This window comes from Microbacterium sp. NPDC019599 (assembly GCF_040632175.1).
In the GTDB taxonomy this organism is placed as follows: Bacteria; Actinomycetota; Actinomycetes; order Actinomycetales; family Microbacteriaceae; genus Microbacterium.
The window spans coordinates 522796-536040 of the sequence record NZ_JBEYBL010000001.1; the positions used below are offsets into that span (position 1 = coordinate 522796).

At 72.1% G+C, this 13245-nt stretch carries 11 protein-coding genes; 2 read left to right on the forward strand and 9 right to left on the reverse strand.

Annotated features, from left to right (window positions below; translation table 11 throughout):
- Positions 1-60: 60 nt before the first annotated feature.
- From hemW to ABZ477_RS02450, 4 genes are read right to left on the reverse strand one after another with little or no spacing between them, the layout of a single operon-like run.
- A complete protein-coding gene (hemW, locus tag ABZ477_RS02435) occupies positions 61-1278 on the reverse strand; it encodes a radical SAM family heme chaperone HemW (RefSeq protein WP_360127283.1) in 1218 nt (405 codons plus the stop codon).
- Positions 1278-1928 carry a DUF1990 family protein gene (locus tag ABZ477_RS02440; protein ID WP_360127286.1) on the reverse strand — a complete coding sequence of 217 codons (651 nt, stop codon included), beginning with the start codon at positions 1926-1928 and terminating at the stop codon, positions 1278-1280. Before ABZ477_RS02440 ends, hemW begins: the two co-directional genes overlap by 1 nt.
- 10 nt (positions 1929-1938) lie before the next feature.
- Positions 1939-3804, reverse strand: coding sequence for a translation elongation factor 4 (lepA, locus tag ABZ477_RS02445; protein ID WP_360127289.1), 1866 nt, complete (start codon positions 3802-3804; stop codon positions 1939-1941).
- A 23-nt stretch (positions 3805-3827) separates the two neighbouring features.
- Complete coding sequence (locus ABZ477_RS02450; protein WP_360127292.1) at positions 3828-4994, reverse strand: aminotransferase class I/II-fold pyridoxal phosphate-dependent enzyme; 1167 nt, start codon at positions 4992-4994, stop codon at positions 3828-3830.
- Between the two features lie 137 nt (positions 4995-5131).
- Here ABZ477_RS02450 and ABZ477_RS02455 point away from each other — a divergent pair, with 137 nt between their 5' ends.
- On the forward strand, positions 5132-5920 hold the full coding sequence (locus ABZ477_RS02455; RefSeq protein ID WP_360127295.1) for an alpha/beta hydrolase: 789 nt from the start codon (positions 5132-5134) through the stop codon (positions 5918-5920).
- On the opposite strand, the gene ABZ477_RS02460 is transcribed toward ABZ477_RS02455, so the two are convergent.
- Both ABZ477_RS02460 and ABZ477_RS02465 read right to left on the reverse strand, forming a co-directional pair.
- Positions 5909-7156 carry an MFS transporter gene (locus tag ABZ477_RS02460; protein ID WP_360127298.1) on the reverse strand — a complete coding sequence of 416 codons (1248 nt, stop codon included), beginning with the start codon at positions 7154-7156 and terminating at the stop codon, positions 5909-5911. The genes ABZ477_RS02455 and ABZ477_RS02460 overlap by 12 nt on opposite strands.
- The gene (locus tag ABZ477_RS02465) at positions 7153-8511 is read right to left on the reverse strand and encodes a GH1 family beta-glucosidase (RefSeq protein ID WP_360127301.1); all 1359 of its coding nucleotides are present in this window, start codon (positions 8509-8511) and stop codon (positions 7153-7155) included. Before ABZ477_RS02465 ends, ABZ477_RS02460 begins: the two co-directional genes overlap by 4 nt.
- Positions 8512-8745: 234 nt before the next feature.
- Between ABZ477_RS02465 and rpsT the strand changes: the two genes are divergently transcribed.
- Positions 8746-9006, forward strand: coding sequence for a 30S ribosomal protein S20 (gene rpsT / locus ABZ477_RS02470; protein WP_360127304.1), 261 nt, complete (start codon positions 8746-8748; stop codon positions 9004-9006).
- A 92-nt stretch (positions 9007-9098) separates the two neighbouring features.
- On the opposite strand, the gene holA is transcribed toward rpsT, so the two are convergent.
- The 3 genes from holA to ABZ477_RS02485 are packed head-to-tail and all read right to left on the reverse strand — an operon-like array spanning position 9099 to position 13171.
- Positions 9099-10136 carry a DNA polymerase III subunit delta gene (gene holA, locus ABZ477_RS02475; RefSeq protein WP_360127307.1) on the reverse strand — a complete coding sequence of 346 codons (1038 nt, stop codon included), beginning with the start codon at positions 10134-10136 and terminating at the stop codon, positions 9099-9101.
- 9 nt (positions 10137-10145) lie between these two features.
- A complete protein-coding gene (locus ABZ477_RS02480) occupies positions 10146-12584 on the reverse strand; it encodes a ComEC/Rec2 family competence protein (RefSeq protein WP_360127310.1) in 2439 nt (812 codons plus the stop codon).
- A complete protein-coding gene (locus ABZ477_RS02485) occupies positions 12581-13171 on the reverse strand; it encodes a ComEA family DNA-binding protein (RefSeq protein WP_360127313.1) in 591 nt (196 codons plus the stop codon). Before ABZ477_RS02485 ends, ABZ477_RS02480 begins: the two co-directional genes overlap by 4 nt.
- Positions 13172-13245 lie beyond the last annotated feature (74 nt).

Here is a 13245-nt window from a genome sequence, read left to right on the forward strand (position 1 = left end):
CGGTCGTTGAGCGAGGGAGCGAAGCGACCGAGACGAAACGCGCCGGACGCCGGGATGCTGTCAGTCCGTCAGCGCGCGGACCACGGCGTCGGCGAGCAGACGGCCGCGGCGGGTCAGGACGATCCGTCCGTGCAGGGCGGCGGGGCCCTCGATGAGGCCGTCGGCGATGAGCGCGGCGACCGCGTGGCGCCCCTCGCCGAGGAGCTCCGCGACCGGGAACCCTTCACGGATGCGCGTGCGCAGCAGGATGCTCTCCAGAGCGCGGGCTTCGGCATCCGGTCTCTCGCGTCCCGCTGCGGGCGACTCGCCGGCAGCCAGCCGCTGGGCGTACGCGGCGGGGTGCTTGACGTTCCAGAACCGCAGTCCCGCGATGTGGCTGTGGGCGCCGGGGCCGAACCCCCACCAGTCGTGACCCTGCCAGTACGCGAGGTTGTGGCGTGAGCGGTGCTCGTCGCCGCGCGCCCAGTTCGACACCTCGTACCAGTCGTAGCCCGCCGCCCCGAGCAGGTCGTCGGCGAGCTCGTACATGTCGGCCTGCAGGTCGTCGTCGGGCGCCGGGACCTCGCCGCGCCGGATCTGACGGGCCAGCTTCGTGCCGTCCTCGATGATGAGCGCGTACGCCGAGATGTGGTCCGGGGCCAGGGCGACCGCCGTCTCGAGAGACAGGCGCCAGTCCTCGAGCGACTCCCCCGGCGCGCCGTAGATGAGGTCCAGGCTCACGTCGAGCCCGTGCGCGCGGGCGATCGAGACGGCGCTCGCGACATTCACGGGGTCGTGAGTGCGGTCGAGCGCCGCGAGGACGTGCGGGACGGCCGACTGCATGCCCACCGACATCCGGGTGACCCCGGAGGCCGCGAGCTCGGCGGCGACAGCATCCGTCACGGTGTCGGGGTTCGCCTCGACCGTGACCTCGGCGCCGTCGGCGATGCCGAACACCATGCGCACGCCGTCGAGCATGCGTGCGAGATCGCCCGGCGGCAGGAGCGTGGGCGTGCCGCCGCCGAAGAAGACGGTGGATGCCGGGCGCAGCCCGCCCGCGTCGCTCAGGACGCCCTGCGCGAGGTCGATCTCGCGCAGCAGCGTGTCGGCGTACTCGTCCTGCCGCGCTCCGCGCAGCTCGCCCGACGTGTACGTGTTGAAGTCGCAGTAGCCGCACCGCACGCGGCAGAACGGGACGTGCAGGTACACGCCGAACGGCGTCTCCGGATCGATGCGCGTCGTCGGCGGGAGCGCTCCGTCCGCCGGCGCCGGCTCGCCGAGGGGAAGAGCGGAGCCCATCAGGCCGGCGTCGAGTAGAGGGGCGAGATCGCCCTCAGGTAGCGCGTGAACAGCTCGCGGCGGCGACGGCGCACCATGATCGGCAGCAGGCGGTACAGCATCCCGGCGGGGCGGTCGAACGCGCGGACGGTGAACCACACCTCGTCGTTGTCGTGCCAGTCGAGCATGAACGACTCCTCGCCGCTGACCTTCGACCCGTCGACGGTGCCCAGGGCGAAGCCGACGCGGCGGGGCTCCTCGATCGCGAAGATCACGCGCAGCTCGCCGTCGGCGTTGTAGCCCTTGACGCGGCCTTCGAGGGTGACGGTCGAGCCCGCCGCGACGTACGGCGTGCCGTCCGAGTCGAAGCGCTGCTCGGCTTCGGACCGGCTCGGTGCGACCGGATTGCCCTCGGCGTCGAAGCTCACGCCGGAGTACATCGGGCCGGAGGCGGGGCGCACGTCCTTGACCCTGAGACCGGCTCCGCGCTGCGCCGTCCAGGACAGCAGCGCCTCGCTCGCGGTTTCGAAGCGGGCGTCGCCGCTGCCGATGCGCCACGACTCCTCCGCCGGGAAGCTGCGCTCCGGCGGGTACTGCATGAGGTCCGGCGCCTGCGTCGCCCCGACGGCGGCGTAGTCGACGGTCTCGTCCTTGAACGTTCCGCGGCGCATGGGTCCCAGGCTACTTCTGCTTGCCCTCGACATCCCCTGAGAGGGCGGCGATGAACGCCTCCTGAGGGACCTCGACGCGGCCGACCATCTTCATGCGCTTCTTGCCCTCCTTCTGCTTCTCGAGGAGCTTGCGCTTGCGCGTGATGTCGCCGCCGTAGCACTTCGCGAGGACGTCCTTGCGCATCGCGCGGATGTTCTCGCGCGCGATGATGCGGGCGCCGATGGCGGCCTGGATGGGGACTTCGAACTGCTGGCGCGGGATGAGCTTGCGCAGGCGCTCGGTCATCATCGTGCCGTAGGCGTAGGCCTTGTCGCGGTGCACGATCGAGCTGAACGCGTCGACCTTGTCGCCCTGCAGGAGGATGTCGACCTTCACGAGGTCGGCCTCCTGCGAGCCGGCCGGCTCGTAGTCGAGGCTCGCGTAGCCCTGCGTGCGCGACTTCAGCTGATCGAAGAAGTCGAACACGATCTCGCCGAGCGGCATGTTGTAGCGCAGCTCGACGCGCTCCTCGCTGAAGTACTCCATGCCCAGGAGCTGCCCGCGGCGCCCCTGGCAGAGCTCCATGACCGTGCCCACGTAGTCCTTCGGCAGGAGGATCGCGGCCTTGACCATGGGCTCCGACACCGTCGCGACGCGCCCGTCGGGGTACTCGCTCGGGTTGGTCACCGTGACCTGCTCGCCCGTGTCGGTCGTCACCTCGTAGATGACGGACGGCGCCGTGGTGATGAGGTCGAGGTCGAACTCGCGCGAGAGGCGCTCCGTGATGATCTCGAGATGCAGCAGGCCCAGGAACCCGCAGCGGAAGCCGAAGCCGAGCGCGACGGAGGTCTCGGGCTCGTACTGCAGCGACGCGTCCGAGAGCTTGAGCTTGTCGAGCGCTTCGCGCAGGTCGCCGTAGTCGCTGCCGTCGATCGGGTAGATGCCCGAGAAGACCATGGGCTTCGGGTCGGTGTAACCCGGCAGCGCGTCGGTCGCGGGCTTGCGGAGGTTGGTGATCGTGTCGCCGACCTTCGACTGGCGCACGTCCTTGACGCCCGTGATGAGGTAGCCGACCTCGCCGACGCCGAGGCCCTTCGAGGGAGTCGGCTCGGGGCTCGAGACGCCGATCTCGAGGAGCTCGTGCGTCGCCTTGGTCGACATCATCTGAATGCGCTCGCGCGGCTCGAGCTTGCCGTCGACCATCCGGACGTACGTCACGACGCCGCGATAGGCGTCGTACACCGAGTCGAAGATCATGGCCCGGGCCGGGGCATCCGCGTTCCCCGTGGGGGCGGGGATGTCGCGCACGATGCGGTCGAGCAGCTCCTCGACGCCCTGCCCAGTCTTGCCGCTGACGCGGAGGACGTCGTCGGGGTCGCCGCCGATGAGGTTGGCCAGCTCGAGCGCGAACTTCTCCGGATCGGCTGCCGGCAGGTCGATCTTGTTGAGGACCGGGATGATCTGGAGGTCGTTCTCGAGCGCGAGGTAGAGGTTGGCGAGCGTCTGCGCCTCGATGCCCTGCGCCGCGTCGACGAGGAGGATCGCACCCTCGCACGCCGCGAGGCTGCGGCTCACCTCGTACGTGAAGTCGACGTGACCGGGCGTGTCGATCATGTTCAGCGCGAACGTCGTCCCCGAGCCCGTCGAGGGGTCGACGGCGGACCAGGGCATGCGGACGGCCTGCGACTTGATCGTGATGCCGCGCTCGCGCTCGATGTCCATGCGGTCGAGGTACTGCGCGCGCATGTCACGGTCGGAGACGACGCCCGTGATCTGCAGCATGCGGTCGGCGAGGGTCGACTTGCCGTGGTCGATGTGGGCGATGATGCAGAAGTTGCGGATCGCCTCGGGAGCCGTGGCGGACGGCTCGAGGGGCTTCAGGGCGCGCGGGGACATATCCGGCCCAGTCTACCGGCGGGTCATCCCCCGGCCTGTGCCAAGACGGATGCCGGAGCCGGGAGTCGGCTGAGTCCTTCGAGCAGGTGGTCCGGGCGCGCGGCGCAGCACACGCGGATCCATCCTTCCCCCGTGCGACCGAAGGCGCTCCCCGGCGCGACGGCGACGCGGTGCTCGTGGAGGAAGCGCTCCGCCCAGGACGCGACATCCCCGTCCGTCGCGTGCGAGACGTCGATCCAGAGGTAGAACGCGCCCGTCGGCGTCAGGTACCGGAGCCCGCGCTCCTCGAGGACCCGGGTCGCAGCATCCAGGTTCTCGCGATAGTGCGCGGCGGCGGTGCGGACGGCATCCTGCGGTCCCGAGATCGCGGCGAGCGCGGCATGCTGCGCGGGCATGTCGACGCAGGAGACGGCCGACTCCTGCACGCGCAGCATCGTGTCCCGGAAGCCCTTCGGCGTCACCAGCCAGCCGACTCGCGCACCCGTCATGGCGTAGGTCTTGGACGTCGAGAACACCGAGAACACGCGGTCGTCCTCGTCGAGGGATGCCGGGGACACATGCGGGATGCCGTACGTGAAGGCCTCGTAGCACTCGTCACTGAGCACCCACAGGTCGTGCCGCGCCGCGAAGTCCAGGAGCGCGCGGATCGTGTCGGGCTCGAACGTCGAGCCGAGGGGGTTCGACGGCGAGTTGATGATGAGCAGGCGCGTGCGGTCGGTCACGAGCGCCTCGAGCTGCGCGAGGTCGGGCTGGAAGCCGTGCGCCGGGCTCAGGACGTACGGCACGGGCACGGCCGACAGCATGTGCGCGTTCATCGTGAAGGTCGTGTAGCCGGGATCGGGCACGAGCACCTCGTCGCCCGGCGCGAGGGCCATCGCCATCGCCTGGTGCAGCGCCTGCGTCGCGCCGACCGTCACCCACACCTGCTCGACGTCGACGCGCACGTCGTTGACGGCGGCCAGCTTGTCGACGATGGCACGGCGGAGGTCCGGGATGCCGCCATTCGGCGCGTACCGGATGAGACCGTCCTGCCAGGCCTGCGCCGCCGCGGCCCGCACGGCGGGCGGTGCCATCTCGCCGGGCTCGCCCACCGCGAGGATGATGACGTCGTCGAGGCGCAGCGCCTGCTCGAGGATGTGGCGCACGCCCGAGCCGGGCATGCCGAGGATGTGGTCAGCGAGCCGAGGCATGCCCGCCAGCCTACGGACCGCCGGCCCCCAGGCCCTTGCGGCCCCTCCGCGAGAACGCGCTCATGTCCTCAACCGAGGCCGTTTCGAGGACATACGCGCGTTCTAGCGGGAGAACCCCGGGCTCTAGGGTGGGCGTCATGACGGTCCAGGTCGTGCTCGTGCACGGCATCCGCACGTCCGCCACGATGTGGCGCTCGCAGGTCGAGCATCTTGAGGGCCGCGGCATCCCGGTCACTGCGGTCGACCTGCCGGGACACGGCACTCGCATGAGCGAGGAGTTCACTCTCGACGGGGCGTTCGCGACGATCGACGACGCCGTCCGGGCGGCTGCGCAGAAGGGACCCGTCCTCCTCTCCGGGCACTCGATGGGCGGGCTCGTGTGCATCGAGTACGTCGGCGGCGAGGACCGGCCACCGGTCGCGGGGTTCATCGCGGCATCGTGCACCGCGATCCCGCGCGGGCTGGGACTGGCGACCTATCGCATGCTCGCCCGCGGGTTCGATTCGCTCCCCGACCGCGGCATGTGGCTCACCGACCGGATGCTGGACCGCATCCTCCCCGCTGAGACGCGTGCCGACTTCGGCGCCGGCGGGTACGCCCTCGACGCGCAGGACATCGCCCTGCGAAGCCTGTCCGTCCTCGACCTGCTCGCGGCGCTGCGCCGCATCGACGTGCCGCTGTGGTTCGTCAACGGGCAGTACGACCAGCTGCGCGTCAACGAGCGCCTCTTCTGCCGAGTCGCGCCGCACGCGGAGCTGATCCTGGTGCCCCGCACGACGCATCACGTCACGGTGATGCGTCCGCAGGTCTTCAACGCGGTCCTCGACCTCGCGATCGCGACGGTCGAGGCGGTCGAGACGTCAGAGGTGGTCGAGACCTCGGAGGCGGTCGAGACCTCGGAGGCGGTCGACGCGTCAGACGGCTGACTTCGCGCGGTGCGGGCTGCGGATCGCGAACGTCATGACGCCGCCGACGATCGACAGGATGCCGCCCACGAGGAACAGAAGCCAGAACCCGCCGACGAGCGCCACGAGCCCGGCGCCCAGGAGCGGGCCGATGAGCTGACCGAGGCTCGCCGACACGTTGACGAAGCCGAGGTCGCGCGCGTGGTCCTCGGGGTACGGCAGGAGGTCGGTGCCGAGCGCGAGCCCGACCGACATGTACGCGCCGTAGCCGACGCCCAGGAGCGCGGCGGCGACCATGGCGCTGGGCAGCGACGGCACGACGACGAGGATGATCGACGCCGCGCCCTGCAGGACGGCCGACCACACGACGAACGGGATGCGGTGCCCCGTCCGGTCGGAGATGCGCCCCGACACGACCGAGGCGACGACGACGAACAGCGTGTAGATGAGGATCAGCAGGAGCAGCTCGTCCTCCGCCGTCGAGGAGTCACGTCCGAGTCCGTAGAGCAGGAAGAAGAGCAGGAGCCCCGTGCCGAGCGCGTTGCCGATGTTGACCGTGAGCCGGCCCGCGAGCATCCAGGCGAAGTCGCGGTCGCGCAGCGCCGCGAGACGCTCACCCAGCGTGCGGACCTCGCGCGCGACGGCGGCCTCGGCCGGCGCCGGCGGGTCGGGCAGGAGGATGACGGCGAGGACTCCGACGACGAGGAGGAATCCGGCGAGCACGAGGTAGCCGACGAGCACCCCGAGCTCGAGAAGGACGATGACGCCGACCCCGACGACGATGCCCAAGGCCTGCGACGACGACACGGCGGCCGAGGCCGCGCCGCGCTGCGTCGTCAGCTGGTCGGCGATGAGCGCCGTGAAGGCCGCCGAGGCGACGGCCGCGCCGACCGACACCCCGATCCAGGCGAGGCCCACGCCCCACACTCCCTCGGCGAACGAGATGCCGACGAGCGAGGCCGTCGCGAGGAGTATGCCCGCGAGCGCCCACGGGCGGCGGCGGCCCCAGCGGCCGCGCGTGCGGTCGGACAATCCGCCCGCGAGGGGCGCCGCGATGACGCCGGCGATCCCGCCCGCGGCGAGGACCAGACCCGACGAGACGACGCCCGATACCCAGCCGTCGGCGTCGTCGGGGGTGTTCAGCTGCAGCGGGATGAGCAGCTGCAGCGGCGTGAGCTGGATCGTCCACAGCGCGAGCCATGCGAGCGTGAACAGGACGAACCAGGTCGCACCCACGCGACCATTGGGAGGGGTCATCGGCGTGCCTCCGAGATGAGCGAGCGGTACCAGTCGAATGATGCCTTGGGTGTGCGTGCCGCTGTGTCGAAGTCGACGTGGACGAGGCCGAAGCGCTGCGTGTAGCCGTCCGCCCACTCGAAGTTGTCCAGCAGCGACCACACCGTGTACTCGCGCACGTCGACGCCCGCGCGGAGCGCGGCGCCCACGGCGTCGATGTGACCGGCGAGGTACGAGATGCGGTCGGCGTCGTCGATCGGTCCGTCGACCCGCCCGGGCTCGGGGAACGACGCGCCGTTCTCGCCGATGACGACGGGCGGGAGGCGGTCGCCGTAGCGCTCGCGGAAGTCGGCGAGCAGCCCGGTGAGGGCCGAGGGCACGATGGGCCAGTCGGTCCCGAATCCCGTCGTGGGCGCGCCGTCGGTGGGGAGGATCTCGAACGGGACCGGGCTCTCGGGGTCGGCCGCGCCGATCGTGGTCGGGTTGTAGAAGTTGATGCCGTAGAAGTCGTTCGCGCCCGCGATGAGCTCGAGGTCGCCGTCCTCGACGGGCATCGGCGGCATGCCGAGAGCCTCGAGATCGGGGAAGGCGCCGGTGAGGACGGGGTCCGCGAAGATCCGGTTGTGCAGGACGTCGTAGACGGAGGCGGCCGTGAGGTCGGCCTCGGACTCGGACGCCGGGAGCACGAGCGTGTGGTTGTTGACGATCCCGACCTCTTCGGCGCCATGCCGGCGCAGCGCGTCGGCCGCGAGCCCGTGCGCGAGGAGCTGGTGGTGGACGCTCGGCAGCGAGCCGAACAGCAGCTGCCTCCCGGGAGCCAGCGTGCCGACGGCATACCCCTGCAGCGACGTCGAGACGGGCTCGTTGATCGTGTACCAGTTCCGGATGCTGTCCCCCAGCCCCGCCGCGACTGCTTCCGCGTACTCGGCGAAGCGGAAGGCGGTGTCGCGGGCGAGCCATCCGCCCTGTGCCTCGAGGACGCTCGGCAGATCCCAGTGGTACAGCGTCGCGAACGGGGTGATGCCGGCCTCGCGGAGGTCGTCGGCGAGTCGCCGGTAGTAGTCGAGTCCGGCCTGGAGCACGGGGCCGCCCGGTTCGGGCTGCACGCGCACCCAGGAGATCGAGAAGCGGTAGCGGTCGACGCCGAGCTCGCGCAGGAGCGCGACGTCCTCGCGGTGCCGCCGGTAGCTGTCGGGGCCCGGGTCGGCGGTCGCGCCGTCGCGGACAGCATCCGGTGTGTCGGTGAAGTCGTCCCAGATGGAGCGTCCGCGGCCGTCCGCCCTGCGGGATCCCTCGATCTGGAACGCCGCGGTCGCCGCCGACCAGCGGAACCCGCGCGGGAACGCCGAGAGGTCGGGCGAGGGTTGTTCGGGCACGCGGACTCCTTCGTCGCAGGCCGCGCGGACTCGGGACTTCCGCGCATGCTCGCTCGATCATGCATCATCGGAGGGCGGTTCTGGGACACCTGGCCGCTGTCGGTGGATGGATCCCCGACCTGGTAGACTCGGTGATTGGCTTGCGTGCGGGTCCCACCCCGCACACCGCCGGGGGCGCCCCTCTACCGCCCGACCGGCATTCAACCGATTCACTCCGAACGAAAGACGTCGAACGTGGCGAACATCAAGTCGCAGATCAAGCGCAACAAGACCAACGAGAAGGCGCACGAGCGCAACAAGGCCGTCAAGAGCGAGCTGAAGACCGCTGTGCGCCGCACGCGCGAGGCGATCTCGGCAGGCGACAAGGCCGCCGCTGAGAAGGCTCTCGGCACCGCGACCAAGAAGCTCGACAAGGCCGTGAGCAAGGGTGTCATCCACCAGAACCAGGCTGCGAACCGCAAGTCGGCCATCGCCAAGCAGGTTGCCGCTCTCTGAGCCGCACTTCATGAACAACGCCCGTCCCGCAAGGGGCGGGCGTTCTTCGTTCTCGGCGGGTCGGTGGGTCCTTCGTTCCGGCGCGACCGAGGTCAGGAGACGAAGGGCGCGCGCGTCGCGATGACCGTCACGAGGCGCTCGAGCGCGAACACCGAGTCGCGCGACCCGCCCTTGACCTCGGCATCCGCCCGCGCCGCAGCCTGGATCGCCATGCCGAGCGTCGCCTCGGACCAGCCCGACAGGTCGCGCCGTGCGCGATCCACCTGCCAGTCCTTGAGGCCGAGCCGCGAAGCGAGGGCGGCGGACGGCTCACGGCTGCCCGCGACGCGTGCCATCGTGCGCAGCTTCGAGGCGATCGCCGCGACGAGCGGCACGGGGTCGGCGCCCGACGCGAGGGCGTGGCGCAGGGCGATGAGCGCGTCGCCGTAGCGGCCCGCGATTGCGGTGTCGGCGACGGTGAAGGCCGACGTCTCGACACGGCCGCCGTAGTAGCGCTCGACGACCTGATCCGTGATGTCGCCCGGTACGTCGGCGATGAGCTGCTGACACGCCGCCGCGAGCTCGGTGAGGTCATCGGCGAACGCCGAGACGAGCGCCCGCAGGGCGGTCGGCACGATGCGCTTCTTCGCGGCCTGGAACTCGCCCGCGGCGAAGTCGAATCGGTCGCTGTCGCGCTTGACGGCGGGGCACGCGATCTCGACGCCGCCGCCCTCTCCGGCCCGGACGGCGTCGAGGAGCTTCTTGCCCCGCACGGTCGCCCCGGTGTGGCGCAGCACGACGGTCGCACCGTCCTGCGGGGCGGCGAGGTACGAGATCGCCTCGGCGAGGAACGTGTCGGAGCACTTCTCGACGCCTGACACGCGCACGAGCCGGGGCTCACCGAAGAGGGACGGCGACGTGACCGACAGGAGCGTGCCGGCGGCGTAGTCGTCCGCGCGGACGTCGGACACCTCGAGACTCGCGTCCTCGGCGCGCAGGTAGTCGCGGACGCCGGCGATGGCCCGCTCGGCGCACACCTCTTCGGGACCCGACACGAGCACGATCGGGGCAGGCTGCGGGGCGCGCCAGGACAGCTGCGGAATGGCGCTGCGCGACTTCGCGGGGGCGGATCGTCGCGGTGCCGTTGCCATGGAACCAGCCTAGCCAGCCGGTCCGACGCCCGGCGGTCCGACGCAGGCCGCGACGCCAGGCGGTCCGACGCCGGCCGCGACGCCCGCCGGTCCGACGCAGGCCGCGACGCCAGGCGGTGCGAGGCCGGCGGCGACGTCGCGCCAGACGTGGATCGACGAGCCGCCCCGCCATACGGCGACGACGCCGTCGCGGTCGGTCCGTGCCACGACCGCGCCGAACTCCTCGAGGAACTCGAGCGTCTCCTGCCGCGGATGACCGTAGTCGTTGCCGGCTCCGACCGTCACGAGCGCGACTGCCGGCGCCGCCAGGCGATACAGCGCCGGGTCCTGGTCCGCGCTGCCGTGGTGGGCGACCTTGACGACGTCGTACGGCGCGTCGAGGAGACCGGACGCCTCGATCGCAGCCTGAGGCGACGCCGACAGGTCGCCGAGGAACAGCGCCGCCGGCACGCCGCCGCCGCGGATGTCGACGACGACGCTCGAGTCGTTCCCCGGCGGATACGCCTTGCTCTCCGCCCGCGGCCACACGACCCGGTAGACCGCGTCGCCGAGGGCGCCCTCCATGCCGGTGTGCGCCTCTATGACCTCGGCGCCGGCCTGCTGGAGCCCGGCCAGCATGCGCTCGTGCGCATCCGAGCCGGGCGGTCCGTGCACGACGCGATCGACGCGACCGACCACCGACTCGACGCCGCCCGCGTGATCGGCGTCGAAGTGCGTGAGGATGAGCAGATCGAGGCGGCCGACCCCGGCGCGGGCGAGGCACGTGTCCAGCGCAGCAGGGTCGGGTCCCGTGTCGACGAGCGCCACCTCCGCGGCCGAGCGGACGAGGACGGCGTCCCCCTGCCCGACGTCGCATGCGAGGATCGACCACCGCGAGGGCAGGGTGAGCGGTCCTGCGACGCTCGTGAGCGCCGCACCTCCCACGCCTGCGCCGACCACGCCCGCAACGAGCAGTCCCGCGAGAGCCCGCACCCGAACCGTGCGCCGTGACGGGGAGCCGATCAGGAGGGCGATCGCCGCCCCGAGCAGCGCGAGGGCCGCGAGCCCCCACCACCCCTCGAGCCACGGCACCTGGCCGCCCGGCAGTCCGGCGAAGGTCCGGGCCGTCCCGGCGATCCAGGAGGCGGGAAGCCACGCGATCGCCGCAAGCCCCGACTGAAGGAGCGGGAACGGCAGCGCGAGGCACGCGGCCAGCCCCACGACCGTCGCGATCGGCGCAGCGGGCGCCGCCAGGAGGTTCGCGGCGACGCCGTACAGCGGAACCGTCGGCGCGATCAGGACGAGCAGCGGTCCGCACGCGAGCTGCGCCGCGAGCGGGACCGAGAGCGCGAGCGCGAGGGCGCGGGGCATCCACCGCGCCAAGCCCGCCGCGAGCGGCCGCGCGAGGAGGAGCAGGGATGCTGTCGCAACGGCCGAGAGCGCGAAGCCCAGCGACGTGGACAGCCACGGGTCGAACGCGAGCAGCAGCGTCACGGCGAGGCACAGGACGGCGACGCCGACGGCGGGGCGGCCCAGGGCGACGGCGAGCATCGCGACACCCGCCATGACGGCGGCCCGCGCGACGCTCGGCTCAGGTGTGACGAGCACCACGAAGCCGACGAGCGCCGCGACACCGGCCCCCACGCGCACGCCGCGCCGGGCGCCCAGGAGAGCGGACCCGGCGAACGCGAGGCCGACTACGAGCGCGCAGTTGGCTCCCGAGACCGCCGTCAGGTGCGACAGCGACGACGTCTTCATCGCGGCGTCGAGCGCGGCATCCACTCCCCTCGTGTCGCCGACGGCGAGCCCCGGGATGAGCCCGCCGCCCGGATCCGGGAGACCGTGCGTCGCGGCGACGAGCCCGTCGCGCAGCGTGCCCGCGAACGCCTCGACGCCCGAAGGCGCCGCGATGACCTCGAGACCCGCCGACGCGCTCACGAGCACGACGGCGCGCTCCCCGGGGTCGGCGGGCCGGGCTGTTCCGCGGACCACCACGACGGCCCCGACGTCCAGCAGCTCCGGCCGGTCGACGTCGTCGGGCGAGACGGTGATCGAGACCGGAAGGTCGACCTCCCGCGCGATCGGGCCCGTCGCGACGCGGGTCGCGACGGCGTCGAAGGCGAGCAAGCCCGTTGTGGCGCGGCGCTCCACCTTGCCCACGACGCGGGCCGTGACTTCGACGGCGCGGCCCCCCTCGACGGCGAGCGTCTTCAGAGCCGTCCGCGAGGGCTGGGCGAGCGCGACGTGCGACGTGACGACGGCGGCCGAGGCGCACGCGAGCACGAGGACGACGGCGAGGGACCGACGGCGGCCTGGGCGTATGAGTATCACGAGCGCGACCGCTGCCGCGGACCAGCCGGCGGCAGCGAGCAGCCCCGAAACGTCCGGCAGGATCGTCGCCGTCGCTGCCGTCGCCCACGCGGTCGCCGCGACGGGGACCAGGCGGAGCCTGCGCAGCCGGCGGCTCACACCGACACGAGGTCTCGGAGCGCCTCGAGCATCTTGTCGCCGATCCCAGGCACGGCCAGCAGGTCCTCGACGCTCGTGAAGCGGCCGTTCTCCTCCCGCCACGCGATGATGCGCTGGGCCATGGCCGGACCGATGCGCGGGAGGGTGTCGAGGGCCGTGGCATCCGCCGTGTTGAGGTTCACCCGCCCGTCGGTCTGCGCGGCGGCCTCGCCGGGGGGTGCCTCGCCCTGGACGGGGACGACGAGCTGCTCGCCGTCCCCGAGCGGCCGCGCGAGGTTGACCGCCGCGCGGTCGGCCTCCGGCGTGAACCCGCCGGCGGCGGCGATCGCGTCCACGACGCGCGCCGACTCGCCCAGGACGTACAGTCCCGGCGCGGCGACGGCTCCCGACACGTGGACGTAGAGGGATGCCGCGGGAGCCGCATCCCTCTCCGCCCGGTCCGAGACCGGGACGTCCTCGACGGGCGCACCGACGCCGCGCAGGATGCCGATGCCGACCGTGATCGCGAGGGCGGCCAGGACCACGACGACCGCTGCGCCCAGGCCGAGCCGTCGGCGGTCGCGCACGGGATCGTCGGCGGCGCTCACAGGCTCGACGCTAGGATCGCCCCTCACGACGGGCGGCCTCGCACCGGGATCCGTGGACGGAGCCGTCCTCGGCG

What these genes read in the sequence shown, in the direction of transcription:
- hemW (WP_360127283.1), bottom strand. Translation starts at nt 1,278, where the DNA reads ATGGGCTCCGCTCTTCCCCTCGGCGAGCCGGCGCCGGCGGACGGAGCG.
- ABZ477_RS02440 (WP_360127286.1), bottom strand. Translation starts at nt 1,928, where the DNA reads ATGCGCCGCGGAACGTTCAAGGACGAGACCGTCGACTACGCCGCCGTC.
- lepA (WP_360127289.1), bottom strand. Translation starts at nt 3,804, where the DNA reads ATGTCCCCGCGCGCCCTGAAGCCCCTCGAGCCGTCCGCCACGGCTCCC.
- ABZ477_RS02450 (WP_360127292.1), bottom strand. Translation starts at nt 4,994, where the DNA reads ATGCCTCGGCTCGCTGACCACATCCTCGGCATGCCCGGCTCGGGCGTG.
- ABZ477_RS02455 (WP_360127295.1), top strand. Translation starts at nt 5,132, where the DNA reads ATGACGGTCCAGGTCGTGCTCGTGCACGGCATCCGCACGTCCGCCACG.
- ABZ477_RS02460 (WP_360127298.1), bottom strand. Translation starts at nt 7,156, where the DNA reads ATGACCCCTCCCAATGGTCGCGTGGGTGCGACCTGGTTCGTCCTGTTC.
- holA (WP_360127307.1), bottom strand. Translation starts at nt 10,136, where the DNA reads ATGGCAACGGCACCGCGACGATCCGCCCCCGCGAAGTCGCGCAGCGCC.